This is a genomic window from Streptomyces sp. F63, assembly GCF_018070345.1.
Lineage (GTDB): Bacteria > Actinomycetota > Actinomycetes > Streptomycetales > Streptomycetaceae > Streptomyces.
The window spans coordinates 18,433-44,040 of record NZ_JAGPXX010000001.1 but is presented as its reverse complement, the minus strand read 5'-3'; the positions used below and the strand labels follow the sequence as shown (position 1 = coordinate 44,040).

The 25,608-nt window shown below is 72.5% G+C and carries 19 protein-coding genes, 4 tRNA genes, 3 pseudogenes and 1 riboswitch; of the genes and pseudogenes, 18 read left to right on the top strand and 8 right to left on the bottom strand.

Going from position 1 to position 25,608, the window contains the following annotated elements:
- Positions 1–224 precede the first annotated feature (224 nt).
- From KBZ10_RS00185 to KBZ10_RS00170, 4 genes are all read left to right on the top strand, one after another.
- Positions 225–1,013: a DsbA family protein gene (locus tag KBZ10_RS00185; protein ID WP_210985384.1), complete on the top strand. Its 789-nt coding sequence runs from the start codon at positions 225–227 to the stop codon at positions 1,011–1,013.
- On the top strand, positions 1,010–1,906 hold the full coding sequence (locus KBZ10_RS00180; RefSeq protein WP_210985383.1) for a cytochrome c biogenesis CcdA family protein: 897 nt from the start codon (positions 1,010–1,012) through the stop codon (positions 1,904–1,906). Before KBZ10_RS00185 ends, KBZ10_RS00180 begins: the two co-directional genes overlap by 4 nt.
- Before the next feature lie 365 nt (positions 1,907–2,271).
- Positions 2,272–2,583: a DUF6234 family protein gene (locus tag KBZ10_RS00175; protein ID WP_210985382.1), complete on the top strand. Its 312-nt coding sequence runs from the start codon at positions 2,272–2,274 to the stop codon at positions 2,581–2,583.
- A 336-nt stretch (positions 2,584–2,919) separates the two neighbouring features.
- On the top strand, positions 2,920–3,645 hold the full coding sequence (locus KBZ10_RS00170) for a nucleotidyltransferase domain-containing protein (protein ID WP_210985724.1): 726 nt from the start codon (positions 2,920–2,922) through the stop codon (positions 3,643–3,645).
- A gap of 111 nt (positions 3,646–3,756) precedes the next feature.
- On the opposite strand, the pseudogene KBZ10_RS00165 reads toward KBZ10_RS00170, so the two are convergent.
- Positions 3,757–3,906 (bottom strand): annotated as a pseudogene (locus KBZ10_RS00165) (AAA family ATPase); the annotation flags it as partial.
- Between the two features lie 289 nt (positions 3,907–4,195).
- Here KBZ10_RS00165 and KBZ10_RS00160 point away from each other — a divergent pair.
- Positions 4,196–5,779, top strand: a complete 1,584-nt coding sequence (locus KBZ10_RS00160; RefSeq protein ID WP_307847084.1) for an AAA family ATPase — start codon at positions 4,196–4,198, stop codon at positions 5,777–5,779.
- A gap of 489 nt (positions 5,780–6,268) precedes the next feature.
- A complete protein-coding gene (locus KBZ10_RS29010) occupies positions 6,269–6,541 on the top strand; it encodes a hypothetical protein (RefSeq protein ID WP_247701708.1) in 273 nt (90 codons plus the stop codon).
- Between the two features lie 181 nt (positions 6,542–6,722).
- Here KBZ10_RS29010 and KBZ10_RS29005 read toward each other — a convergent pair.
- Positions 6,723–7,268 (bottom strand): annotated as a pseudogene (locus KBZ10_RS29005) (GntR family transcriptional regulator); the annotation flags it as partial.
- Here KBZ10_RS29005 and KBZ10_RS00150 point away from each other — a divergent pair.
- The 3 genes and pseudogenes from KBZ10_RS00150 to KBZ10_RS00140 form a co-directional block, all read left to right on the top strand.
- A complete protein-coding gene (locus KBZ10_RS00150) occupies positions 7,252–7,401 on the top strand; it encodes a hypothetical protein (protein ID WP_019707161.1) in 150 nt (49 codons plus the stop codon). The pseudogene KBZ10_RS29005 and the gene KBZ10_RS00150 sit on opposite strands and share 17 nt — an antisense overlap.
- Before the next feature lie 138 nt (positions 7,402–7,539).
- Positions 7,540–8,088: a replication initiator gene (locus KBZ10_RS00145; RefSeq protein WP_307847083.1), complete on the top strand. Its 549-nt coding sequence runs from the start codon at positions 7,540–7,542 to the stop codon at positions 8,086–8,088.
- Positions 8,025–8,417, top strand: a pseudogene (locus KBZ10_RS00140) (site-specific integrase); the annotation flags it as partial. The gene KBZ10_RS00145 and the pseudogene KBZ10_RS00140, both read left to right, overlap by 64 nt.
- Positions 8,418–8,621: 204 nt before the next feature.
- Here the strand turns inward: KBZ10_RS00140 and KBZ10_RS00135 are convergent.
- From KBZ10_RS00135 to KBZ10_RS00120, 4 genes are all read right to left on the bottom strand, one after another.
- Positions 8,622–8,698: transfer RNA gene (locus tag KBZ10_RS00135), tRNA-Phe, on the bottom strand.
- Between the two features lie 20 nt (positions 8,699–8,718).
- Positions 8,719–8,793: transfer RNA gene (locus tag KBZ10_RS00130), tRNA-Asp, on the bottom strand.
- Positions 8,794–8,844: 51 nt separating this feature from the next.
- A tRNA-Glu gene (locus KBZ10_RS00125) sits at positions 8,845–8,917 on the bottom strand.
- Positions 8,918–9,000: 83 nt separating this feature from the next.
- The gene (locus KBZ10_RS00120) at positions 9,001–10,635 is read right to left on the bottom strand and encodes a metallophosphoesterase (protein ID WP_210985380.1); all 1,635 of its coding nucleotides are present in this window, start codon (positions 10,633–10,635) and stop codon (positions 9,001–9,003) included.
- Positions 10,636–10,800: 165 nt separating this feature from the next.
- On the opposite strand from KBZ10_RS00120, the gene KBZ10_RS00115 reads away from it, so the two are divergent.
- The 5 genes from KBZ10_RS00115 (at position 10,801) to KBZ10_RS00095 (ending at position 16,285) form a co-directional block, all read left to right on the top strand.
- On the top strand, positions 10,801–11,151 hold the full coding sequence (locus tag KBZ10_RS00115; RefSeq protein ID WP_210985379.1) for a metallopeptidase family protein: 351 nt from the start codon (positions 10,801–10,803) through the stop codon (positions 11,149–11,151).
- A complete protein-coding gene (locus KBZ10_RS00110) occupies positions 11,148–11,948 on the top strand; it encodes a CrcB family protein (protein ID WP_210985378.1) in 801 nt (266 codons plus the stop codon). Before KBZ10_RS00115 ends, KBZ10_RS00110 begins: the two co-directional genes overlap by 4 nt.
- Positions 11,945–12,322 (top strand): fluoride efflux transporter CrcB, encoded by a 378-nt coding sequence (crcB, locus tag KBZ10_RS00105; protein ID WP_210985377.1) that lies wholly within the window; start codon positions 11,945–11,947, stop codon positions 12,320–12,322. Before KBZ10_RS00110 ends, crcB begins: the two co-directional genes overlap by 4 nt.
- A gap of 1,510 nt (positions 12,323–13,832) precedes the next feature.
- Positions 13,833–16,028 carry a DEAD/DEAH box helicase gene (locus KBZ10_RS00100; RefSeq protein WP_210985376.1) on the top strand — a complete coding sequence of 732 codons (2,196 nt, stop codon included), beginning with the start codon at positions 13,833–13,835 and terminating at the stop codon, positions 16,026–16,028.
- A gap of 184 nt (positions 16,029–16,212) precedes the next feature.
- Positions 16,213–16,285, top strand: a tRNA-Lys gene (locus tag KBZ10_RS00095).
- Between the two features lie 786 nt (positions 16,286–17,071).
- On the opposite strand, the gene KBZ10_RS00090 is transcribed toward KBZ10_RS00095, so the two are convergent.
- The gene (locus tag KBZ10_RS00090) at positions 17,072–17,806 is read right to left on the bottom strand and encodes an SDR family NAD(P)-dependent oxidoreductase (RefSeq protein ID WP_210985375.1); all 735 of its coding nucleotides are present in this window, start codon (positions 17,804–17,806) and stop codon (positions 17,072–17,074) included.
- 423 nt (positions 17,807–18,229) lie between these two features.
- Between KBZ10_RS00090 and KBZ10_RS00085 the strand changes: the two genes are divergently transcribed.
- Positions 18,230–18,979, top strand: a complete 750-nt coding sequence (locus KBZ10_RS00085) for a TipAS antibiotic-recognition domain-containing protein (protein WP_210985374.1) — start codon at positions 18,230–18,232, stop codon at positions 18,977–18,979.
- A gap of 109 nt (positions 18,980–19,088) precedes the next feature.
- Here KBZ10_RS00085 and KBZ10_RS00080 read toward each other — a convergent pair whose 3' ends face one another.
- The gene (locus tag KBZ10_RS00080; RefSeq protein WP_210985373.1) at positions 19,089–20,465 is read right to left on the bottom strand and encodes a hypothetical protein; all 1,377 of its coding nucleotides are present in this window, start codon (positions 20,463–20,465) and stop codon (positions 19,089–19,091) included.
- A gap of 260 nt (positions 20,466–20,725) precedes the next feature.
- Here KBZ10_RS00080 and KBZ10_RS00075 point away from each other — a divergent pair, with 260 nt between their 5' ends.
- From KBZ10_RS00075 to KBZ10_RS00065, 3 genes are all read left to right on the top strand, one after another.
- A complete protein-coding gene (locus tag KBZ10_RS00075) occupies positions 20,726–21,916 on the top strand; it encodes a PP2C family protein-serine/threonine phosphatase (protein ID WP_307847081.1) in 1,191 nt (396 codons plus the stop codon).
- Positions 21,917–22,256: 340 nt separating this feature from the next.
- Positions 22,257–22,424: riboswitch (cyclic di-AMP (ydaO/yuaA leader) on the top strand.
- An 11-nt stretch (positions 22,425–22,435) separates the two neighbouring features.
- The gene (locus KBZ10_RS00070) at positions 22,436–23,467 is read left to right on the top strand and encodes a M23 family metallopeptidase (RefSeq protein ID WP_307847080.1); all 1,032 of its coding nucleotides are present in this window, start codon (positions 22,436–22,438) and stop codon (positions 23,465–23,467) included.
- A gap of 616 nt (positions 23,468–24,083) precedes the next feature.
- Positions 24,084–25,598: an MFS transporter gene (locus KBZ10_RS00065; protein WP_210985371.1), complete on the top strand. Its 1,515-nt coding sequence runs from the start codon at positions 24,084–24,086 to the stop codon at positions 25,596–25,598.
- Positions 25,599–25,608 lie beyond the last annotated feature (10 nt).

Here is a 25,608-nt window from a genome sequence, read left to right as displayed (position 1 = left end):
GAGCGCACACGGGGGCGCACGGTCACGGGGCGAGCCGGTCCGAGCTCTCCGCCCGGTCCGAGCTCTCCGCCCGGTTCGCGCACACCGGCCGAGCCCCCGCCGCCTTCATCCCTCCGTCCCTCCGTCCCTCCACCCCCTTCATCCCTTTCGTCCCCAGGCACGTACCGCACGGACCACACTGCCGACGTGTGCCGGCGCCGTGCCGCTCCCCAGGAGAGATCTCCATGGCCTCCAACGGCAACAAGTCCACCCCCGGCCCCTCCCCCGACACCCGCAGGAACCGCGGCATCGCGATCGGTGCCCTGGTACTCGTCGCGGCCCTGGTCCTCGGCATCCTCTCGGCCTTCGCGACGGGCGCCGGCTCATCCGACGACACCCCCGCCGTGACGGCCGAAACGCCAGGAGAGGGCTCGGCCGATCCCAACGCCGACACCTACGCCCAGCTCGCCGAGCTCGCCCGCCGCGACAAGGACGACAAGCTGGCCATGGGCCGCGCGGACGCTCCCGTCGTCCTGATCGAGTACGCCGACTTCAAGTGCCCCTTCTGCGGCAAGTTCGCCCGCGACACCGAGCCCGAACTGGTGGAGGAGTACGTCGACAAGGGGGTGCTGCGCATCGAGTGGCGGAACCTCGTCGTCTTCGGTGAGGACTCCGCACAGGCCGCCTACGCGAGCTGGGCGGCCGGGCAGCAGGGCCGCTTCTGGCAGTTCCACGAGGTGGCGTTCTCGGAGGAGGGCAACATGAAGAAGGGCTACTCCAAGGAACGCATCGACGCGATTGCCGAGAAGGCCGGCGTCAAGGACATGAACCGCTTCCACACCGACATGGAGAGCTACGCGGCCAAGCAGTCGGTGGAGAAGGACCAGGAGGAGGCCTACGGCATCGGGGCCACCAGCACACCGTCCTTCCTGGTCAACGGCAAGCCCATCGCCGGAGCGCAGCCCACGGAGGTCTTCGCCGAGGCCATTGAGGCGGCGGCGAAGCGGGCGGAGGCCGAGGGCTCGGACAAGTGACCGACATCGGCTATCTCGCCGCCTTCCTGGGCGGGTTGCTGGCCCTGCTCAGCCCGTGCAGCGCGCTGCTGCTGCCCGCGTTCTTCGCGTACTCGATCGACAGCACCTCACGCCTCGTCGCCCGCACCGGCATCTTCTACCTGGGCCTGGCGACGACCCTGGTGCCGCTCGGCGTCGGCGGCTCGTACGCGGGACGGCTGTTCTACGGGCACCGCGATCTGCTCGTCGCCCTCAGCGGCTGGCTGATCATCACGCTGGGCGTGGCACAGATCCTCGGACTGGGCTTCGCCTCGCGCCGCCTCCAGGAGGCGTCCGGCCGCATCCGCCCGACGAGTGCCGCGAAGGTCTACGCCCTCGGCACCGTCTACGGCCTCGCGGGCTTCTGCGCGGGCCCGATCCTCGGGAGCGTGCTGACGGTCGCCGCGGTGAGCGGCAGCCCGGTCTACGGAGGCGTGCTGCTGGCGGCCTACGCGCTGGGCATGGCCGTACCGCTGTTCGTCCTGGCCCTGCTCTGGGAGCGCTTCGAACTGGGGCGGAAGGGCTGGCTGCGCGGGCGGACCGTCCGCGTCGGCCGGCTGGAGTTGCACACCACGTCGCTGCTCTCCGGGCTGTTCTTCATCGCCCTCGGCACGATGTTCCTGGTGTTCGACGGGACGACGGCACTGCCCGGACTGCTCGGCGTCGACGGCTCGTTCGAGGCGGAGCGGTGGGCCCAGCGCGTGGGCGCGGCCGTACCGGACTGGGCGCTGCTCGGCCTGCTGGGCACGGCCGGCGCGGGCATCGCGCTGCTCGCCGCCCGGCGGGGGCGGCGGAGCACGGACGACGATCCGGCCGGAGGGAAGGAGACCGCCTCCGCCGCTCCGGGGAGGGCGTCCGCCGAAGACCCGCGCTGACGGCGGACACGGCACCAAGGACACCACTGGCCCGGCAGGGCCCGCGGAGGAACTCCCTCCGCGGGCCCCGCCGGGCCGCACACCAACTCCCCGCCCGGCCGCCCCGCCGGATCCTCTCCCTGGCCCTGCGCCCTGCGCCCCCGCGCGGTCGGCGGGGACGGTGGCGGTGGCATGACCCGGGCAGCGCGACGACGGGCCCGGCGGGACGGGGCGGATTCCAGGGCACTGCTGCCGTTGCCGCCTGTTCCGCCCCCTGAGCGGTAGCGCCTCTGAGTAGCTGTACTCATGTGCGGCATCTCCCGACGACAGCATGCTGGACGGCAGGCGTTCGCAGGCTGTCAACCGTGGATGAGGCGGTGCCGGGGATGAGAAGCAGGGACAAGCCGTCCATCGGCCGGCAGGCCGGAGTCGGCGTGGCGCTGCTCGTCATCGACCTGATGGTCATCGCCTGGCTGCTGTTCCGCTACGGCATGACGGGATGGGCTGACGGCTACGACCCCGGCAACCCGCCCGACGCGCCCGGGGAAGCGCTGCGCGGAACGTGGATCCTGGCCGTCGGCGCGGTCGTCACGGGCGGTGGCCTCCTCTTCCTGCGGTGGCGCATTCCCGGCACGGTGCAACTGGTGGTCCTGGGAGCCGGAGCGGCGCTGCTGGCCTTCCTCTCCGCCACTGAGTAGCAGAGCCTTCGCACTGGCCCACCCGGCGACACGACATGAAGAAGCCCCCGATCTCGGCTGGGCCTTCGCCCTGGTGGGCGGTGGTGGCCGGGGCCGGGGTCGAACCGGCGGCCTTCCGCTTTCAGGCGAGTTGATCCTGTTCGAGCGGGACCCTTCCCGGTCGGACAACGACCAAGGCTTGCACCCCCTGACGTAGCGCTGCGTACGGCAAGGTTCGCCTTCGTTGCCGTCAGACTGCCGTCAGCCGTGGTGGCCTCGGGGCGGGTGCGGGCCTTCGGGCGCCTTGGGCTGATCGTGTCCCCGGGAGGCCACCCGAAGCCTGACACGATGACCGCCATGAATGATCAAGATGCGTGTGCAGCTCAGGCAACGGATCTGGTGGCCGCTCACTTTCCGCACGCCTTGGGCGCTGTACTCGGCGGATCTGCCGCACAAGGCCGTGCCACACCGTCCAGTGATCTGGACGTAGCCGTCCTCCTCCCCGACTCGGATACCAGCCGCCGGGAGGTGATACGCCACAACGGACGTCTTGCCGAGCTGTTCCTGAACACCCTCGCGGACGTACCCGAGTTCTTCGAGTGGGACAGAGCCCGTCGCCGGGGCACGGTCCTCTTCATGTACGACCAGGGCCTGACGCTCACCGATCCTCACGGCCATGTGTCCCGCACGCGCGAACAGGCGCGGGCGCTGATCGCGACCGGCCCTCCCATGCTCACCCATACCGAGCGGGAGCAAAGTCGCTACAGCCTGACCTGCTATATGGACGATCTGCGCGATACCCCGGCGGCCGACCGGCACGAACAGCTCGTCCTCGCCGACTTCACCCTGCGTGAGGCAGCACACCTGCTCACAGCTCACCGGGGCGCTTGGACCGGCATCGGCAAGTGGCTCCCCCGCAGGCTGCTCAGCGCAGACCCGGCCCTGGGAAAGGCTTTGCTGCAAGGCCACCGAGCTGTCGCCGAACACGCCGACCCCATGCCGCTGGTCACGACGGCCGAACAGGTGCTTGATCTCGTCGGCGGACCACAACGGGAGGGATACGCTCACTTCTGGCGTAATTGATCTCTGAGGCGACGGTGTCGAGCGCCTCCGTGAGCGCTGTGAGCTGGCGTGACGGTGCAGGCGGCCCACCACTCGTGAAGCCTGCTGGCCGCCGAGGTGGACCTGCGGATGTCAGCTGGCCTTGGCGGGTTCTTCGGTCCGGGCTCGGGTGGAAGCCAGGCGGTAGGAGTCGGTGCCGGTCTCGATGATGGCGCCGTTGGAAGTGAGACGGTCGACGATGGCCGCACAGAGACGGGGACCGGTGAACGTCTTGGTCCAGCCATCTGAGGCTGGCACTTGTTCCCTCACCATCGCCGCTGCCACCTGGCCGTATCCCGTTCCTGCGGTCCTCGTTGGTTCTCGCGGCGGCGGCCTGGTTTTCAAGGTGCTGCCGTGACCGTTCAGGTGCGAGGAAGGCGTGCCGGTGGCCGAGGTGAGACGGTGGTGCACCGGGTCGCCGCTGCGACCGCTTCTCGTGTCCGTACGGGGTGGTGCGGCCGGTGGGCCGGCCCGCCGTCCGCCGTCCGCCGTCCGCCCCAGGCTGTCGGTGCTGTCGGCTAGCGTTTGTGTCGTGCGCTACTTCAACACGGCGGGACCGTGCATCGCTGAACGGCACTACATGCTGCCGGCCCAGGAGCGGCTGCCGCAGGCCCGCGAGATGGTGGACGAGGGCCACTACTTCGTGGTGCACGCGCCCCGGCAGACCGGCAAGACCACGGCGCTGGCGGCGATGGCCCGGGACCTGACGGCCTCGGGCCAGTACGCGGCGCTGCGTTTCTCGTGCGAGAGCGCCGAACCCGCTGGGGAGGACTACGGCCGGGCGGAGGAGCTGGTACTGGAAGCGATCCGGCGGTCCACCGAGGCTGCCTGGTTTCCCGATGAGCTCGCGCCCCCCGCCACCTGGCCTGGTGCGGTGCCTGGCGCCCGGCTCGCGCGGGGGCTGACGGAGTGGGCGCGGAGCTGCTCTCGTCCGCTGGTGCTGTTCTTCGACGAGATCGATGCGCTGCGGGGGGAGAGTCTGCGCAGTGTGCTGCGTCAGCTGCGGGACGGCTTCACCGGCGTGCGGGAGGAGTTCCCGCGCTCGGTGGTCTTGTGCGGGTTGCGTGATGTGCGCGACTACAAGGCGGCCTCGGGCGGTGATCCGGGGCGGCTCGGCACGTCGAGCCCGTTCAACATCAAGATTGCGTCGCTGCGGATGGGTGACTTCACCGAGGCCGAGGTGCGTGAGCTGTACGGGCAGCACACAGCCGAGACCGGGCAGCAGTTCACCCCGGATGCGGTGCGGCGCGCGTTCTGGTGCACCCAAGGCCAGCCCTGGCTGGTCAATGCGCTGGCCTATGAGATCACCAGGCGGATGCGGGTCCCTCGGTCCGAGCCGATCACGGCCGAGCACGTGGACGAGGCGAAGGAGCGGTTGATCTTGGCGCGTGCGACGCATCTGGACTCGCTGGCCGCACGGCTGGGCGAGGACCGGGTGCGGCGGGTGATCGAGCCGCTGATCGCGGGGGAGCTGCCACGGGAGGCGAGCACCTACGACGACGATCTGGCCTATGTGCGCGACCTGGGACTGATCGCCCCGGATGCGCCGGTGCGGGTGGCCAACCCGATCTACAAGGAGGCCATCGTCCGTGTCCTGGGCACCAGGACGGAATCGGTGATCACTGCCGCCCCGAGCAGTTTCCGGCTGCCGGACGGCCGGATCGACGTGGACAAGCTGCTGCGTTCCTTCGCAGAGTTCTGGCGGGAGAACGGGGAGATCCTGGCCACCAGCTCGACCTACCCGGAGGCGGCGGCGCAGCTGGTGATGATGGCGTATCTGCACCGGATCGTGAACGGGGCGGGCTTCATCGACCGGGAGTACGGGGTCGGCCGTCGCCGGGTCGACCTGCTGATTCGCCAGCCGTACACCGCCGCCGACGGTTCGCGGGCGGTACAGCGTGCAGCGCTGGAGCTGAAGGTGTGGCGCCAGGGCCGCCCCGATCCCCTGGGCGAGAGACTGGCGCAGCTGGACGACTACCTGGACCGCATGGAGTTGTCCACGGGCACCCTCGTCGTCTTCGACACCCGCCCCCAGGCCGCCCCGGTCCACGAGCGCACGGCCTTCTCACCGCAGACCACGCCCTCCGGGCGCACCGTCACCCTGCTACGCGCTTGACGGCCGGGAGACCTCAGCCCGGGGCCCCGCTCCTCCTCCCGTGATCGTGCTCTCGGGCAGCACGGGTTCTGTGCGAGAGCCGGAGGGGCCCGGCGGCCAGGAATCACGGCGGTCCGGTGCTGACACGCCAGCGCCGTGTCAGCACGTGAAGCCCAGGGATCCGGCCGCTGGAGGGGTGTGTCTTTGCAGGGAACGCAATGAGAACGTCCCGGACGGCGCGCCGTCCGGGACGTTCTCCCTCTGGTGGCTGGGGCCGGGGGCGAACCGGCGACCTTCCGCTTTTCAAGCGAGTTGATCGTACGGAGTGGATCACCTTCCGGCCCGGCAACGACCAACATTGACAGGCAATGACGTACGGCCGCGTTCAGGGGCGTTCGCTGACGTTGCCGTCAGACTGCCGTCGGCCGTGCTCATCAAGAGACACCATGATCCAATGCAGTGCGCAGGGGGCCCGGCTCCCGCACCGACTTCCACAGTTCGGAGACAGCGATGGATTTGACAGTCCAGACCGGCGACCCCGGTTTGTTCCCCTTCTTCTTCGCGGGGATCTGTGGCCTTGGCCTACTTCTCATGGGATATGTATTCGCCGCAAATCCAGGAGGCCGCGGTGATCGAATAGTCCGGATGTGGATCAATGCATCGCCCTTTCGCTCGCGCATGCTGATGTCAGAGGACGCCCTGGCCCGGATTCTGGGCGTGGGGTACCTGATCGGCGGCTCGGCAGCTGAGGCCGTCGCTGTCCTGGGGATCGTGAACCGATAACCTCGGCAGGGTCATAGGGAGGGCAGTCCCCAGTTTGTTCGACGGCCGATGGCCGGTGTCCCCCGCTGCCCCCGTCCCGTGTGGCGCGGCTGTGGCACGGCCTTTCCAACCACCTCAACCCACCACTCTCCCCAGCTCCCATCCCGTCTGCCGTCGACCCGCACACCGTGGAGCGGGTGTCCGGCTGGGCGATCGCGGTTCCCCGCACCAGCTCGGCCGGGAGGTACGAAGTCGCCATCTGGACGGGGCGGTCCTCGACGACGAACTTCCGGCTGCGCACGATGACCGGAGCGCCGGGGTCGAGGTTGAGCAGATGTCCCACCTGGTGCGGGGCCTCGGTCTCGTAGACCTGGACGTCGGTCACCAAGGGGCGCTGGGCCACGTCGGCAGACCAGATGAAACGACCCGATGACCAGCGGGACTTGGACAATCGGTCGTTGGCCACCCGCCGAATCGGCCTGAACTCCCTGACGTAGGTACCGGACCCGGGCCGGGCAACCGCGAGCCCTTCGCTCACGAGGATCTTCAGTGCCTGGTTGGCGGTCATCTTGGCAACGCCGTACGTCCGCACCAACGACGGTTCACCGGGCAACCGATCACCCGGCTGCAGTTCACCGGACTCGATCCGCGCCCGAAGATCGTCCGGCGTTCGCTCCGCTGCTGCCCTGTGTGCGGGAAAGCACCCTGCAGGAACCCGCGCGCCTGCCGGGGTGGCCTTTGGCGCCATCGAATGGCTGGAGTGCCCGGCCTGTGCGGGCAGCGGCTACGACACCACCGGTTTTCAGCTCTACTGCCCGGACTGCTGCGGCGCGAAGGTCCTGGAGGTCGAGATCGTCGACGCCTCGCGGGGGCGCGAGTGAGGGTCTTTCCCGCCGCTCCTGAGTCCGTGGCCGATGCTGCCGCCGCCGTGGGCGCTGACCCCGTGACCCTCGCCGATCTCCTGCGTGTCGCCGCTGATCCGGACTTCGACCGCCGGCGCGAGCAGGTGCGCCGCACCGGTGGCTGCTCGGACCCGATCCACCTGCAAGGCTCCACAGTCAGCCCGGGACGCGCGGACCGGGGACGCCCTGTACTCCTACAGCACCGATACCGACCCGGGTGGTCGGCTGCGGATCGCGTGTGGCAACCGCCGGGCCTCGCGCTGCCCCTCCTGTGCCTGGACCTACGCCGGGAACACCTTCCACCTGATCCGCTCGGGCCTGCTCGGTGACCCGGGGAAGGGGATCGCCCCGACCGTGCGGGCGCACCCGAAGGTGTTCGCCACCCTGAGCGCTCCGTCCTTCGGCCCGGTCCACAACCGCCCCGGCTCGGGCCGCTGCCGCTGCGGTGCCGTCCATCCGGAGGGAGCTGCCGAACTCGGCACGCCGCTGGACGCGGAGCGCTACGACTACGCGCACGCCGTGCTGTGGAACAACCATGCCTCCTCAGCGAGTCGGCAGAGGACCGGTTGCACGCCCTCTACGTGCTCGCCCTGGTCCTGGGGATGCGTCGGGGTGAGCTGCTGGGGCTCCGCTGGGATGCGGTGGACCTCGACCGCGAGAGGCTGACCGTCGAGCGCGCGCTACAGCGCGTCGGCGGAGAGCTCCGGTTGGTCCGGCCCGAGACCCTGGGGTCGGTCCGTACGGTCCCTCTCCCGCCGCTCGTCGTGAAGGCGCTGGGAGAGCACCGGGAGCGTCAGGTGCAGGAGCGGGCGGCGGCCGGCATGGGATGGAAGGAACACGGACTGATCTTCACGTCCCGCATCGGCACACCGCTGGAGCCGGACAACCTCCGACGGAGCTGGGACCCGCTCCGGAAGCGGCTGGGGCTGGAGATCAGGTTTCACGACCTGCGGCACTCGGCTGTCTCGCTGCTGCTCGACCTGGGGGTGCCGCCGCACATCGTCCGGCAGATCGTGGGACACAGCGACATCGGGGTGACGATGAAGGTCTACGCCATGCCTCGCTCGACGAGCAGCGGAAGGCACTCCGGCACTCCGGAAGCTGGGCGACACCCTTTCCTGAGAGCCGTTGGCGTACGCGGCACGAAAGAACCCCTCCCCGGTTGCGTCGGGGAGGGGTTCAAGCCCTGGTCAGGGCGGTGGTGGCTGGGGCCGGGGTCGAACCGGCGACCTTCCGCTTTTCAGGCGGACGCTCGTACCAACTGAGCTACCCAGCCACGCAACCTCGCGGTTGCAGCGGTCCTGACGGGATTTGAACCCGCGGCCTCCACCTTGACAGGGTGGCGAGCACTCCAAACTGCTCCACAGGACCAAGCTCGTGCGAGCGCCGGCGACGTTCTCCAGTCTCGCACATGGTGATGCGTGCCCCCAACGGGATTCGAACCCGTGCTACCGCCTTGAAAGGGCGGCGTCCTGGGCCACTAGACGATGAGGGCTGAATGGCCCGCCTGCAGCGCCTTCCGGCACCGTCGGGGACGTGAGAAGCATATGGGATGCGAGGAGGGATCGCCAAAACGGTTTACGGCGCTCCCGTGGGGGAGGGTGACGGCGTCCGGCGGGCGGGCGGGGAGGCCGTACCGGAGCCCGGGCCGGGTCCGGCGGACGGCGAGGTGGGGGAGGGTGATGGCGAGGGCGATGGCGAGGCCCCCTCGCCGGGGGTCTTCTCGTCCGGCAGCCGGCGGCTCACCTCGGCTGTCGACAGGCCGAGACCGCCGAGTGTGATCTCGTCCCAGGCCTGCAGTTCCCGGGTCTCCCGGTCCAGGTAGAGCACGGAGGCCTGGACGTCGGCCGGTTCGTCGCCCTCCACCGCGCGGAGCCCGTCCCCGCCGGTCGAACCCTGGACCATCAGCCGCGTGCCGCCGTCCAGCTCGTGGGTCTTGCGGTTGTGGGTGTGTCCGGCCAGGACCAGGGGGACCGCACCCGCCGTCTCGCGGGCCGCCACCGGGTTGTGCGCCACCGCGATGTCGACCGGGTCGCCCTTGGCCCGCTGCTGGTTCATCGCCACCGCCAGCCGGTGCCCCGCCGCCCGCTCCGCGCCGTCACCGGCCGGCTGCACCGAGCGGTCCGGGGTGAACTGCGGGTCGCCGATGCCCGCGATCCGCAGCCCGGAGATGCTGACGGACCGGCCGTCGTCGAGGACCCGGACGTTGTCGAGATCCTTGAGGTATTCCTGCGTGGCCGCCGAGTCGTGATTGCCGCGCACCCAGACGTAGGGGGCGCCCAGATCGCTGATCGGGTCGAGGAAGCCGTTCTCGGCCGTGGTGCCGTGATCCATGGTGTCGCCCGAGTCGATGATCACGTCGATGTCGTACTGCTCGACCAGGGACTCGATGATGTGCCAGGCCGCCGGGTTGAGATGGATGTCCGAGACGTGCAGCACGCGCATGGTCGTCGGGTCCGGCTTGTACACGGGCAGATTCGCCGTGGCGTCGTAGAGCTGGGTGACGTTGGTGACGAGACGGGCCAGCTCCTGCTGGTAGATGTCGAAGTCGCTGACGATGCTGCGCGCGTTGCCCACCACACTGGGTGCGCTGCTCAGCAAACCGGAGAACTTGGGCTCCAGGACGGACTTGGGGTTCCAGGTGGCGTACGCCGCGGCGCCCGAGGTGACCAGCAGCGCGAGTGCCAGACCACCCGCCGCCAGCGCGCGCCGCGGGCGCCGGTAGACGGCCAGACCGAGCAGCGTGGCGCCGGACACCACGGCGACGACGGACCGCACACCCAGGTCGATGGTGCCGGCGGCCACATCCCCGGCGATCTCCTCCTGCAGTCCGGCGATCCGCTCGGGGTGGTTGACCAGGGCCTGGGACCGCTCGGGGTTCAGCTGGTCGACGTCCACGTCGAGGCGGAGGGGCGCGTGGTGGCTGTCGAGCTCGAGGGCGCCGAGGGGTGACACGTTGATCTTCGTGCCGCCCGAGACCGACGGGCGCAGCGCCATCTTGGTGTCCATGGGCCCCACCGGCGTCTGCACACTGCCGACCACGAGCAGGCCCAGCCAGGCGCCGATCAGCACGACCGACACCAGCCCGGCGGCACGGGCGTACGGATGCGGTGTGTGACCGAGCGGCCGCGCCGCCGGAACCTGCGGGCGAAGGCCGCCGCTCCGGCCCGGGAACGGCAGGCTGAAGCGGCGGCGGAGTGGTTCGCGTGCCATTGCTGCCGTATGCCCTTCCGTGGTGATCGCTATGCGGGAAGTCAACCGGCGCGGCCCCCGGTTTCTTCCCGCCGACGCTGCCGACGCTGCCGCCGCCCGTCCGCGGTCGCCGGTCGCCGGTCGCGCAACGGCGGCGGGAGCACGGGGGTGGCGCAGAATGGGGGCGTGCTGGAGATGACGCGTGAGGAGTTCGAGGAACTGGTCGCCGAGGCGCTGGACCGCATCCCGCCCGAGCTGACGCGGCTCATGGACAACGTGGCGGTGTTCGTCGAGGACGAGCCGCCCGCCGAGGACCCGGAACTCCTCGGCATCTACGAGGGCACTCCCCTGACGGAGCGGGGCGAGTGGTACGCGGGCGTGCTGCCCGACCGGATCACCGTCTACCGGGGGCCGACGCTCCGGATGTGCGGAAGCCGGGAGGAGGTCGTCGAGGAGACCGAGGTGACGGTCGTCCACGAGATCGCCCATCACTTCGGCATCGACGACGAACGGCTGCACGCCCTGGGATACGGATGAGCGGGACGGACGCACAGGCGGACGGCAGCGGCGGCCCGGAGGACCCGGCCGGGGCGGCCCGTCCGGCATCCCCGTCCCGGCCCGGGGGACGGGGTGAGCGGGGCGCGCCCCGAGGCGCGCAGGGCCCGTCCGGCGCGGACGGCGCGGAGGGCACGGGCGGCGCGGGCGGCGCGGAGGGCGCGGGCGGCGGCCCGCGCCCGGCGGGAGCGACATCCGCCGGGCGGGCACCGCTGGCGGTCGACCCCGACATCGATCTGCACGTCCCGCAGCAGCGGGCCGAGGCCGCCGGCCGCGCGCTGTGGGGAACGCTCGCCGTCGTCTCGGCGGGCGGTGCGCTCGGCGCCTGCGCCCGGTACGGGATGACGCTCGCCTGGCCGGCACGGCCCGGCACCGTCCCGTGGGCGGTCCTCGCCGTCAACGCGGTGGGAAGCGCCCTGATCGGGCTGCTGATGGTGCTGGTGACCGAGCGGCCGGACGCCTCCCCGCATCCGCTGCTGCGCCCCTTCCTCGGCACGGGCGTGCTCGGCGGCTTCACCACCTTGTCGACCTACGCGGCCGATGTGCCGGGGCTCCTGGCGCGCGGCGAGACCGTGGCGGCGTCGGCCTACGCGGCGGGGACGCTCGTCGCCGCGCTGACCGGGGTGTGGGCGGCGGCCGTGCTGACCCGCAGAGCCCTGGGCCTGCCCGGCACGGGGAAGACGGAGACGGAGACGGAGACGCAGGCCGGAGCCGGTCCGGAGGCCGGGTCCGGGGACGGAAGGGGAAGGGGAACGGGGATGGAGGCCGGGGCCCGGTGAACTGGCTGCTGGTCGCGCTCGGAGCCGCCGTGGGCGCCCCGCTGCGCTATCTCACCGATCGCGCGGTCCAGGCACGGCACGGATCGGTGTTCCCCTGGGGCACGGTGGCCGTCAATGTGGCGGGCAGCCTGCTGCTCGGGCTGCTCACCGGGGCGCTCGGCGCCGGAGCGGACGCGGACGGGCCGCGACTGCTGCTGGCGACGGGGCTGTGCGGGGCGCTCACCACGTACTCGACGTTCTCGTACGAGACGCTGCGGCTGGCCGAGCGAGGACGCGGCGGCCTCGCGGCGGCCAACGTCGGCCTGTCACTGGCGGGCGGACTGGGGGCGTTCGCCCTGGGCGCGGGGCTGACCGGAGGGCTCGTCCCGGGATGAGCCGGGCCCGGTGGCGCGGAGGCGCGCCGGCCGCGGCCCCGCGCGCGTTCGCCGGCCGGGGTACGGGCCCCGGGCCGCGGGACCGTTCACGGCGCCGGGACGCCCGGCGAGAGCGGTTCGGGCACCGGCTCCGGCGACAGGCCCGTGGCCGATGCGGCGCCACCGGGCTCCGGCTCCCCGCCCGTCGGTGCCGGGTCCGGACTGGACGGCCGCGGCTCCGGTTCCGGCTCCGGCTCCGGCTCCGGCTCCGGCTCCGGTTCGGGTTCCGGGGAGGGCGGTTCCGGTGCCGGACGGGCGGGCGCCCCGTCCCCGCCCGGCTGCCGCGGTGCATGAGGGCCGGACCGGCCGTGGTCCCCCGCACGGCCGCCGCCCGCGTCCGGAGCGGATCCGGTCCCCGGTACCGAGGACCTTCCGGAGCGGGCGTCCGGGCGGCCGGATGCCGTGCCGGCGCCCGCGCCGGAGTCCGTACCGGAATCCGGGCGGCCTTCCCCGGAACCGTCCGCCCCGCCGCCGTCCTCGCCCCGACCGCGGTCCGCCGTGCCGCGCCGGGCCCGTGCCTGCGGCCCTCCGTCCGCGCCGTGGGGCTGTTCCACGCCCTCGTCCGTGGACCGGCGGCCGGTGCCGCCCTCCCCGGTCTCCTGCCCGGCCGGTCCGGCGGGCTTCGGCGGGTCCGTGCCGTCGCCGACGCTCATGCATGCGGTCGCGGTGGCCAGGGTGAGGGCGACGGCGGCCATGCGCAGGGGGGTACGGAAGCGGCTCTCCGTGCGGACTGCTGCGCCGGGCCCCTGACCGGGCGGCGGGCGTTCCCCGGTCACGGGTCCGTCCACGGCCGCGTCCCGGTCGGCGGCGCCGGCTGCCGGGGGGTGGGTGTGCGGGCGGGGTGGCCTGCGCGCCGTGCCGCCGGGGGCCGCCCACGGGGCCGTCAGGGGTTCGGCGGGGGTTCCGGCGACCGGTGAGGGGACGGGAACACGGCTGGGAAGCGGGCGCACGGGCGGGCACCTCCGGATAGCGGGGCGGGCAGGCCGGTCTGCTCAACTCCGCCCGCGCCGCGCAGGACACGGACACCGCGGGACAACCACGCCGTCCGGCCCCGGGAACGCCCGGATCCGCCGGTGCCGGCGGGCGGGACACCGCAGCCCGGCCCGCGGCGGGATGGTGCTCCGCACCACCCGGGAAACCGGGCCCGCGCACCGGCGGATCCGGTTGCCGTGCCCGTCCGGTAGGCTGGAGGAGCGCGGTTCGGACCGCGACGACGACCCCGCGACCGACCACCGCACCCATCCCGGGACCTCCCGCCGGAGCCGATTTGCGCTTCGGGGTTCCGGGTGCGTATGGTGACAGATCGTTTGATCCCATTTGCCCGGCGCTACCATGTCTCCTCGAAGATCGAGGCGATGAATGCGCCGTGTGGCGCGTTCCTGTACCGAACCGTGGCTGACCGCATAGAGGCGGGCGTATGCATACACGGAGTTTGGGCGCGTGCCGAGACTCCGGAAGGTTTGCATTTCGCATGTCCATTTCTGCCACTGACCGCGCCGTCATGCCCGAGGACGCGGAGATCACCGCCCTCCCCGGTACCGGAGACGACGAGAACCCCGCCACCACCGGTGAATCCCCGGAGTCCCCCCGGGCGGAGGCCGCCGCGACCCCCGGCGTCACCTTCGGCGACCTCGGTCTGGCCGAGGCGATCGTCCGCAAGCTCTCCCAGAACGGCGTCGTCACCCCGTTCCCGATCCAGGCGGCGACCATCCCGGACGCCCTGGCGGGCAAGGACATCCTCGGCCGCGGCCGCACGGGCTCCGGCAAGACGCTCTCCTTCGGTCTGCCGCTGCTCACCCGCCTCGCCGAGGGCCGCACCGAGAAGAAGCGCCCCCGGGGCCTGATCCTCACCCCGACCCGCGAGCTGGCGATGCAGGTCGCCGACGCCCTCCAGCCCTACGGCGACGTCCTCGGCCTGAAGATGAAGGTCGTCTGCGGCGGCACCTCCATGGGCAACCAGATCTACGCCCTGGAGCGCGGTGTCGACATCCTCGTCGCCACCCCCGGCCGGCTGCGCGACCTCATCGACCGGGGTGCCGCGACGCTCGACAAGGTCGAGGTCGCCGTCCTCGACGAGGCCGACCAGATGGCCGACATGGGCTTCCTGCCCGAGGTCACCGAGATCCTCGACCTCGTGCCGGCCGGCGGCCAGCGCCTGCTGTTCTCCGCGACGCTGGAGAACGAGATCGACACCCTGGTCAAGCGCTATCTGGTCGACCCGGTGACACACGAGGTCGACGCGGCGCAGGGCGCGGTCACCACCATGAGCCACCACGTGCTCGTCGTGAAGCCCAAGGACAAGGCGCCCGTCACGGCCGCGATCGCCGCCCGCAAGGGCCGCACGATCATCTTCGTGCGGACTCAGATGGGCGCCGACCGCGTCGCCGAGCAGCTTCTCGACACCGGGGTGCGCGCGGACGCGCTGCACGGCGGTATGACGCAGGGCGCCCGGACCCGGACGCTGGCCGACTTCAAGGACGGTCACGTCAACTGCCTCGTCGCCACGGACGTCGCCGCGCGCGGCATCCACGTCGACGACATCGACCTGGTCCTCAACGTGGACCCGGCCGGTGACCACAAGGACTACCTGCACCGCTCCGGCCGTACGGCCCGCGCGGGCCGCAGCGGCACCGTCGTCTCCCTGGCGCTGCCGCACCAGCGCAGGCAGATCTTCCGGCTGATGGAGGACGCGGGCGTCGACGCCTCGCGCCACATCGTCGGCGGAGCGGGCGCGTTCGACGAGGACGTGGCCCGGATCACCGGTGCCCGTTCGCTGACCGAGGTGCAGGCCGAGTCGGCGGGCAACGCCGCGAAGCAGGCCGAGCGCGAGGTCCAGGACCTCACCCGGCAGCTGGAGCGGGCACAGCGCCGCGCGGCCGAACTCCGTGCGGACGCCGACCGGTTGGTGGCGCGGGCCGCACGCGAGCGGGGCGAGGACCCGGAAGCGGCCGTCGCCGCCGCGGCCGAGGCCACGGTCGCCGCCGCTGCGGCGGAGGCCGCCGAGGAGGAGTCGCGGGCCGCCGCGCCCGTGCCGGCCCAGTCCGCGCCCGCCGGCGAGCGCCGGGACGACCGGGGCAACTTCGACCGCCGCGACCGTCGCGACGACCGCTCCGGCGGCTACGGCGACCGTGGTGACCGCGGCGGCTACGGCCGCGAGCGCCGGGACGACCGCTCCTCCGGGGGCTTCGGCCGCGACCGCGGTGACCGTCGCGACGACCGCTCCGCCGGCTACGGCGGCGGCTACCGCCGGGATGACCGCTCCGGCGGTGGTTACAGCCGTGACCGCCGTGACGACCGCTCCGGCGGCGGCTTCAGCCGTGACCGCCGTGACGACCGCTCCGGCGGTGGCTACGGCGGCGGTCGTCCGGGCGGTGGTTACAGCCGTGACCGCCGTGACGACCGTCCGGGCGGCGGCTACGGCCGCGACCGTCGCGACGACCGGGGCGGCTTCGGCGGAGCGCGCCCGCACGAGCGCCGCGACGACCGCCCCGGCTTCGGCCACCGAGGCGGCGACCGTCCGCACAACCGGGACCGCCGTGACGACCGTCCCTTCAGCCGCGACGACCGCCCGGCGCGCCGTGACGGCCACCGCGGCAGCAGCAACGCCACCGGCGGCCGCCCGTTCGACCGCCGCGCTGACAAGCCCCGCTGGAAGCGCAACGGCTGACGGTGCCTGACCGAACACCCGCCCCGGGGCCCGTACGCCGACTGCGTACGGGCCCCGGGGCCGTGTCCGGGCCCGAGCCACCGGGCGCGGGTTCCCGCCGGCACCGGCGCCGCCGTGGGCGGACAGGGGTATACCCGATCGGCCCGGGCCCCGCGGAGGGCTATGCTCGGGGGAGCACCACCAGGGGCCGTTAGCTCAATTGGCAGAGCAGTGGACTTTTAATCCATTGGTTGTGGGTTCGAGTCCCACACGGCCTACCCCGGAGGTCCGGATCGGCGTCAGGCCCGGTCCGGGCCTCTCTTGGCGTGTGCGGACCGGGTGCCGGACCGGGGTGCCGGACCGGCCGCGCCGTCCGGCCGGCAGGGCCCCGGCGTGCCGCATGCCGTGCGACGGGGTGCTCCGGACGGCCGCCGCCCGCCGGGGCAGGCCGGGTTGAAGGGTGCGGCGGCGACGTTCGCGGCGACGGCGTCCGCCGCCCGCCGGGGCGGCTTCCCCGGCACCGGGCGTGCGCGGTTCCGGTGTCCCGCGCGGGCGTGGGCCGCGGGTGCGTACCGGCGGAGAAGGCCGCGGAGGAGGAGAAGGGGGACCAATGGTCCCTCTCGTGGGCCGACCGGGCCCTGCCGCCCGTGTGCCGCAGCGGCGATGGTGGGTGGTGCGGGTCCTGCTGTGGGGGCGGGACACATTGGGGTAGCCGGACGTGCGGTCGGGCACCCGGACACGGATACGATCCGTGCCCGGCGCAGTCCTACCGTACGTCCGGCAGGTTTCCGGACCGGCCCGTGGGGACGGGCGCGGTCAAGGCTCCACGGCGGGGACGGCGGGTGGGACCGCCGTCCCCGCCGCCATGCGTGCGCGCCGCCTCGGATGTCCCCCACCGTCGCGGATGTCCCCCCACGGCCGCGGACGTCCCCCCGCCGTCGCGGATGTCCTCCACCGCCGCCGTGCCGCCGCTGTCACTCCCGCCGCCGTACGGGGCCGCCCGCGGGCCGTCCGGTGCGGCGCGCGCGGTCCGGCCCTCCTCCGCTCCTTCCTCCGCGCCCGGCTCAGTGCGCGGTCCAGCCGCCGTCCACCGGGAGGACCGCGCCGGTCAGATAGGAGGCGTCCGGGCCGGCCAGCAGCAGTGCCGCACCGACCAGTTCGGACGGGTCCGCCCAGCGGCCCGCGGGCACCTGGTGGCCGAGGAAGTCGCGCACCCGGGGATCGTCCTCCGCGCCTTCGTTCAGGGGAGTGCGGAACGGCCCGGGCGCCAGCGCGTTGACGCAGATGCCGGTACCGGCCAGCTCCACGGCGAGGCTGCGGGTGAACTGCACCACCGCTCCCTTGCTCGCCGCGTAGCCGCTGCGGTCGGCGGCCCCGACGAGGCCCAGCGCGCTGGCGAGGGTGACGATCCGGCCGTACCCGGCTGAGCGCATGACCGGTACGGCCGCACGACAGGCCAGGAACGTGCCGACCACGTTGACCTCAAGGCAGTGCCGGAAGGCGGCCACGCCGATGTCGGTGAGCGCGCCGCGGGCCTGCACTCCGGCACTGGTCACCAGGACATCGAGGCGGCCGTGGCGTGCGGTGGTCTCGTCGACGAGCCGCTGCACGGACTCCTCGTCCCGGACGTCGCACGCGAGGCCCAGGGCCGGCCCGCCGGAGTCCCCGGCGATCTCCTCCGCCGCCGACCGGCAGGCGGCGGGGTTCCGGCTCGCGACGACGACCGAGCAGCCGGCGCGGGCCAGGCCCCGGGCGATGGCCAGACCCAGTCCGGCCGTCCCTCCGGTGACCAGAGCCACCTGCCCGGAGAGGTCCCGGCCGCGGCATTGCCCATGGCGGGCACCGCGGGCCGGACGGCTTCCCGGCCCTGTCGCGCTCGCCGCCGTTGTGGCGGCCGCTGTTCCGGCTGCTGTTTGCGGCCCCGGCGTTCCCGTCATGGGCGGGCCCCTCCCCTCGTCCGTGCGCCCGGAGCGGTCTCCCACCGTTCCGGGCGCTGTCTTCGGCGGCATGACTCGACGGTCCGGGCGGTCTCCGGGCGGTGTTGGGGCGGACGGCCGCCGCGCCGCCGTGCGCGACCGTCCGGTCCTCCCGCGGACCGGCTGCCGGAAGCCGAGCCGGTCCGGCCCGCCTCGGGTTGACCTTTACGCTACGTCAAGTTCTACGGTCGTGAGCACCGGGTGAGAGACGCCCGGGGACGTGGAAACAGCAAGGGGGGAGCCGCGATGGAGTGGTCGATCCAGGACATCGCGCGCCGTGCGGGGACGACCAGCCGGACGCTGCGCCACTACGACGACATCGGGCTGCTGCCGCCCAGCCGCATCGGCGGCAACGGCTACCGCTACTACGACCAGTCCGCTCTGATCCGGCTCCAGCGGATTCTTCTGCTGCGCGAACTGGGCCTCGGGCTGCCCGCCATCGCGGAAGTGCTGGCCGGGCAGCGAGACGAGACCGCGGCGCTCCGGACGCATCTGCGGCTGCTGGAGCACGAGCGGGATCGGATCGGGCGGCAGATCGAGTCGGTGCGGACCACCTTGCGCAAGACGGAGAGAGGCGAACAGCTCATGGCCGATGAGATATTCGACGGTTTCGACCACACTCGGCACAAGGAGGAGGTGATCGAGCGCTGGGGGCAGGAGGCCTACGACAGTTCCGACCGCTGGTGGCGCTCGCTCGGCGACGAGAACCGGCAGTCCTTCCAGCAGCGGCAGTCCGACATCGCCCAGGACTACGGCAACGCGGCACGCGCCGGTGCCTCCCCGGAGGGTGAGGAGGCGCAGGCGATCACCCGGCGCCACTATGCCTGGCTGGCGGACGCCGTCCCCAACCCCTCCAAGGGCTACTTCATCGGGCTGGCCGAGATGTACGTCGCCGATCCGAGGTTCACCGCGCACTACGAACGGCATGGCGAGGGGGTCGCTGAGTTCGTCAGGGATTCCATGAAGGTCTATGCCGAACGGAACCTCAGCGACTGACGGGGATGTGCGGGGGCGGGGGCGGCGGCCCGGGGCCGCTGGAAGCCGCCGGTGGAAGCCCGGGCCGCCGGACCCGGGGGCGGAGGGAGACTAGGGACTTCCGCGGGTCTCAGAAGCCTCCGCCACCGCCGAAGTCCCCTCCGCCACCGAGGCCTCCGCCGTCGAAGCCTCCGCCGAAGTCGCCCGGATTGAAGTCGGAGCCGGTGTACTCGCCGCCCTCGGCACCCGCACCGAGGTCACCGCCGCCGTAATCGCCGTAGGCGCCATAGGCGTGCGGGGCGAACATCATATTGCCGAGCATGGTGCCGACCAGCAGTCCGGGCAGCATCCCGCCGCCGAAGTAGCCCCCGGCCCAGGGGGCATAGGCGGGCCCGGCCTCCCAGTACGGCCGGCGGCCGGACGCCGTCTCGACGGTACGGGCCATCGGTTCCCGGCCGTCGGCGATCCGGGCGGCATCGGCGGCGCACACGGGGACGGTGCGTGCCGTCCCGCCCTCGGGCGCCCACTCGGCGTCCTCGGTGGACGGGCCGTGGCGGGGGTCGAAGAAGCAGGGCGGCCGGCGCTCGGGCAGCGGGGTGCCGGCGCGGCGTGCCTCCAAGGTGGCCAGGGAGAAGCGGCCGTCCTCCAAGGCTTCGGTGACATGGCGGACGTCACCGGGGTGGTGGGCCCGGGCCATCGCGGCCTTCGCGTTCTCGTAGGAATCCAGCGCGTGGGAGAAGTCGCGGCGCATGGCGTCGTCGGTCTGCGGTGCGGAGGGATCGAAGTCGAGCCGGTCCAGTTCCTCGCCGAAGGCGGTGATGTCCTCGTCCACCAGGGGCCGCACGGTTTCCAGTTCGGCCTTCTCGCGTTCCGCCCGGCGGGTGCGGTTGCGCCGGGAGACGGTGAGGGCCGCCAGGACGCCCACCAGCACCAGAGTGCCGAGCGTGACGAGAGTGACGACCCCGGCGACCGTGCTCGGCCCGCCGTCACCGCCGTCACCGCTCCAGGAACCGGGTGCGGATCCGTTGGCCTCCTGGACCGCCCGGCCGACGAAGTCGTCCAGCAGGGCGGCGGTGTCGGTGCCGTGTTCCCGCTCGACGGCACCGGTCAAGTTGCCCACGGCGTTCTGGGACATCACCCGGCTGTCGGCGCCCGCGTCGAAGCCGTCGCCGAGGGCGACCGCGTAGACGCCGCTGATGCCGACGCGGGTCCGCAGGTCCTGGAGCAGGGTGTCCGGGTCGAACTCCGCGGTCTTCGGCAGGACGGCGACGAAGACGGGCTTGTCGGCGTTCTCGATGGTGTCGGTCAGGGCCTCGGCCTCGGCGCCGGAGACCCGGTCGGACGCCCGGGGGTCCACATAGACCGGGCCGTCCCGCAGGGCTTCCGCGGCGCCGCTGAGGCCGTCGGCCGCCCGGGCGCCCGGAGCGAGGAGCCCGGCGGTGGCCAGGAGAGCCGCCAGCAGGGCGAGCACCGGTCCGAGCACGGCATTGCGCGATGTGCTCCTCATACCTTCGAAGCTACACGAAAGGGGGCAACAACCACCGGGCCCGGAGCCACTGGCGGCCTCCACCCGCGGCCGGCGGCGGGTCGGCCGCGGGCAGGCCCCCGTCGCTGCATGAGCGTCGCGCGACTGCCATGCCGCCCGGCCCGGCCGTCACCCGCTCGGCGCACGCGGATTCGCGCCCCTTCCCGGGGCGGCACAGGGTGGCAGAGGGCGCGGTGTCGTTCCGTAACCGGACGGGCCGGGACCTGGGCAGGAGATCACAGGTGGTGCAGCGGGAACAGCTGTGCAGCAGAGGCGACGGCGGAACGCGCTTCCGCGGTGCCCCTTTCCCCTGCTGGATCCCGGGCCTCCTGATCACGGCCGGCCTGGTCTTCGGGCTGCTGGCACCGCCGAAGCTGACCGGTTCGCCGTTCTTCGCGGCCGCGCCGATGGTGGCCGCGGCCCTCTACACCGGCTTCGCCACCATCCTGACGGCTGTCGTCTCCAGTCTGGCGATGTTCGGGATCGCCTTCCTGCACGGCACGGCCGGGCAGTTCCAGTCGATGCTGGACACCGCCACGGTGGTCACCGTGGCCGGTCTCGCGGTCTTCATCAACCGTGTGGTCCGCCACGGCCACCGTGCGCTGGCTTCGGTCCGGACCGTCGCGGAGGCCGCCCAGCGGGCCGTGCTGCCCACTCCCGCCGGTCACATCGGCGGACTGCGCGTCGCCGCCCGCTACGAGGCGGCGCAGGCGGACGCGGGGATCGGCGGTGATCTCTACGCGGTCCAGTCCACCCCGTACGGGGTGCGGCTCATCGTCGGCGATGTGCGCGGCAAGGGCATGGGAGCGGTGGGGGCGGTCGCCGTCGTCCTCGGGGCTTTCCGGGAAGCGGCGGAGGAGGAACCCGAGCTGACCGGGATCGCGGAGCGGCTGGAGGGCGCGCTGCTACGGGAGGCGAAGCGCCGTGAGGGCCTGGAGCAGGTCGAGGGGTTCACCACGGCGCTGCTCGCCGAGATCCCCGTCGACGGTTCCGCCGGGCCCGGCCTGCAGGGTCCGGGCCCGTCCGGCGGGGGGCCCACCGTGCCGCGGCACCGGAGACTGCGGCTGCTCAACCGCGGCCATCCGGCTCCGCTGATCCTCACCCGGGACGGCGCCGTGTGCGCCGTGGAGCCTGAAGTACCCGCCGTGCCGCTCGGACTGGCCTGGCTGCGGACCGAGCCGGACCGGGTGGAGGAGATCGAGTTTCTGCGCGGCCACACCCTCCTCCTCTTCACCGACGGCGTGACGGAGGCCCGCGACCGCGCCGGTGACTTCTACGATCCCCGGGACCGGCTGCTCGGCCGGTCCTTCAGCGACCCGGAGGAACTCCTGGACACGCTCGTGCGGGACGTGGCTCTGCACACCGAAGGCCTGGCCCACGACGACATGGCGCTCCTCGCGGTCACGGACGTCCTCCCGGAGCACCGCTTCTGACCGCCCGGCCGCATACCCTGCTTCCCGGCCTCCTCCCCGGCTCTCCGCGGCCCTCCCCCACCGCGGGACCTTCCGCCCGCACCGGCATGCCGCCCGCCCCGCCGCCCCGTGGACACGGTGCGTGATCTCCGGTGTCCGAGCGATAACAACTGATGCACGATCAGCGGGAACAGGTTTCCCGACCCCCGGCCAACTCGTGCGTATCTGGCGGCGGATGTCCCTTTCCTCCGGTCGGTCATTACCAAAAGATCAGCCGGAACGGCTTGGAATACGGGCCTCCCGTCAATTAACGTTCGATAACGCAGCGCGGTCGTCCCAGCCGCCACCGAAGGTGGCACCGCGCGCGCAGTCGCCGAATCCCGCATGCGCGGAACAGCACCACCTGCACCAAGGGAACCGGGGAACCAATCCTTGGGGTGAATCGGGCCTCTCCGTCAGGAGGGAACCGTAGGAGACCTTCCTGCTCCGAACCCGTCAGCTAACCCGGTAGGCGAGAAGGAAGGAAAGGAGTGCGCCTCCGTGGCGTCCAGCAGCCCTGCCACCGAAACGTGGGCCGGTCCGTCCACCTCCGGTCCCGGCTTCGACGGAGAGCCCGTCGGTGAGTGGAATCCCACCGCCGAATCCACCGCCCCGGTACGGGGCAGGCACCGCGTCGTCAAACAGCGCGGCGGAGGCATGGCCCGAAGCGGCGCCGTCCTGGGGGTCGGTGTGATCGCGGCTGTCGGCGCCGGCGGCATGGCCACCGCCAAGGACCGCCCCCCGGCTCCCATTTCACTTCCCGACCTCTCCCCGGTGACGGACAAACTGCCCGCCATCGACTCCCTGGTCGGCGGCTCCAACGACGTCTCCGCCACCGCGAGCCGCGCCCCGCTGACGCAGGCCGGGCTCACCACGGACGAGATCGCGCAGGGCGCCGACGCCGGAGAGGCCCTGCGGGCCCGCATCATGCGCCAGGCGGAGCAGCAGCAGAGCGTCGCCGAGGCCTCCGAGCGGCTGGCCGCAGAGCAGGCCGCCCGTGAGAAGGCCGCCGAGGACGCCGCCGCCAAGAAGGCCGAGGCCGAGGCCGCGAAGAAGAAGGCCGCGGAGGAGGCCGAGCGCAAGGCGGCCGAGGAGGCCGCGCGCAAGGCGGAGGAGGAGCGGCTGGCCAAGCTGGCCGCGAGCTACGCGCTTCCGCTGTCCTCGTACACCCTCACCTCCGGTTTCGGCGAGTCCGGCTCCATGTGGTCCAGCAGCCACACCGGCCAGGACTTCGCCGCCCCGACCGGCACCCCCGTCAAGGCGGTGCACGGCGGCACGATCACCGAGGCCGGCTGGGCCGGCTCGTACGGCTACCGCATCATCCTCACCCTCGACGACGGCACGGAGATCTGGTACTGCCACCTCTCCTCGATGACCGTCACCTCCGGCGAGGTCACAACCGGCGAGACGATCGGCCGCGTCGGCTCCACCGGCAACTCCTCCGGCCCGCACCTTCATCTGGAGGTCCGTCCCGGCGGCGGTGACCCGGTCAACCCGGCGGCCTGGCTCAGCGAGCACGGCAAGAGCATCTGAACCCGGGAGGTATCCGGCGCTCCCGGAGGACGCCGCCGGGGCGCCTTCCCGCGGGCCGGCCCGGCGGACGGCTTCCCTGCCGCCTCACTCCGGGGCACAGCCGCGGGCTCCGCTCACTGCGGGCCCGTGGGAGGAAGGGCCCGGGGAAGGGCTTCCGGGACAGCGCCGGGTGACGGCCGGAAGCCGAGGGCGCGCATGCGACGCGCCCTCCGGCCTCCGGGTGTTACCCCGTGTCCCGGTTCCCCGTATGCCCTGCGGGCCTGCCGTAAACCCCCGGACGCGCGGCTCTCCAACGACGGCCCTGCCCGCGTTCCTGCGCCCGTTCTCTTCCGCGCCGGTCTCCGCCCCGCCCCGGCGGCCCGCGCGCGCCACCCCGGCCCGTCTCCGCACGGCGCGGGGACCCCGGCTCCGGCAGCCCTCGTGACGTCCCCCCGACGCCAGGGCTGCCGGCCCCTCCGGCACCGGACGGTCGCCGCTGCCAGTCCGGCACCGGACGGCCGCCGCCCCGCACCGCGGTCGTCCGCTCGTCCCCGGCGTGAATCGCGCGGCGACGGGAACCTGCAAGCACGAGCACCGGGGGCCGCCCCGGGCGGGAGCCGAGCGGAAGGTGTGGGGGATGGCGGCGGACTACCCGTTGGACGCGCGGGCGGGGACGGGTACGGTCACCACGGCCGTACCCGCCCGGCTGGACAGACTGCCCTGGTCGCGCTGGCACTGGACCATTGTGATCGGCCTCGGCACCGTGTGGATCCTCGACGGACTGGAGGTCACCGTCGTCGGGAACATCGCGGGCCGGCTCTCGGAGGAGGGCAGCGGTCTCCCCATCAGCTCCGGCCAGGTCACCGGTGTCGCCGCGGCGCTCTACGTGGCCGGCGCCTGTCTGGGCGCCCTCTTCTTCGGCCGGCTCACCGACCGGTACGGCCGCAAGAAGCTCTTCATCATCACGCTGGCCGTCTATCTGGGGGCCACCGCTCTGACGGCCGTCTCCTTCTCCAGCTGGTGGTTCTTCGCCTTCCGCTTCCTCACCGGCTTCGGTATCGGCGGCGAGTACGCGGCCATCAACTCCGCCATCGACGAGCTGATTCCGTCCGCCTACCGGGGCCGGGTCGACCTCGTCATCAACGGCAGCTTCTGGCTGGGCGCGGTCGGCGGTTCCCTGCTGTCCATCGTCATGCTGGACACCGACATCTTCCCCAAGGACCTCGGCTGGCGGCTGACGTTCGGGCTGGGCGTCGTCCTCGGGCTGGTGATCCTCCTGGTCCGCCGGCACGTACCGGAGAGTCCACGCTGGCTCTTCATCCATGGCCGCGGTGACGAGGCGGAAGCCCTGGTCGGTGCGGCGGAACGGCAGATCACCGCCGAGAAGGGTGAGGAACTCCCGGAACCGGCCGGTGAGATCACCATCCACCAGCGCAAGAGCATCGGCTTCGGCCTGATCGCCCGCACCGTCTTCTCGCACTACCGCAGGCGTGCCCTCCTCGGCTTCTCGCTCTTCATCGGCCAGGCGTTCCTCTACAACGCCATCACCTTCGGCTTCGGCGCGATCCTCACCACGTTCTACGACGTGGGGACCGGCTCCACCGGCTACTTCTTCGCGGTGATCGCACTCGGCAACTTCTTCGGGCCGGTGCTGCTCGGCAAGCTCTTCGACACCGTGGGCCGCAAGGTCATGATCTCCGGCACCTACCTCCTCTCCGGCCTGCTGCTCTTCCTCACCGCCTGGCTGTTCGACGGCGGCCATCTGACCGCGAGGACCCTCACCGCCTGCTGGTGCGTGGTGCTCTTCTTCGCCTCGGCCGGCGCGAGCTCCGCGTATCTCACGGTCAGCGAGGTCTTCCCGATGGAGACCCGCGCGATGGCGATCGCCTTCTTCTACGCGATCGGCACCGCGGCGGGCGGCATCAGCGGCCCGCTGGTCTTCGCGAAGCTCACCGAATCGGGCGTCGTCGGCGACACCGTGCTGGCCTTCCAGATCGGCGCCGCGCTCATGACCGCGGCCGGTCTGGTGGCCGCCGTGCTGGCCGTGCCGGCCGAACGCCGCTCGCTGGAGGACATCGCCACCCCGCTCTCCCAGCGGACCGGTGAGGGGGCCGGGACCGCCGGCGGCCCGTCGCCCCGCACGGCGAGCTGACGCCCGGCGC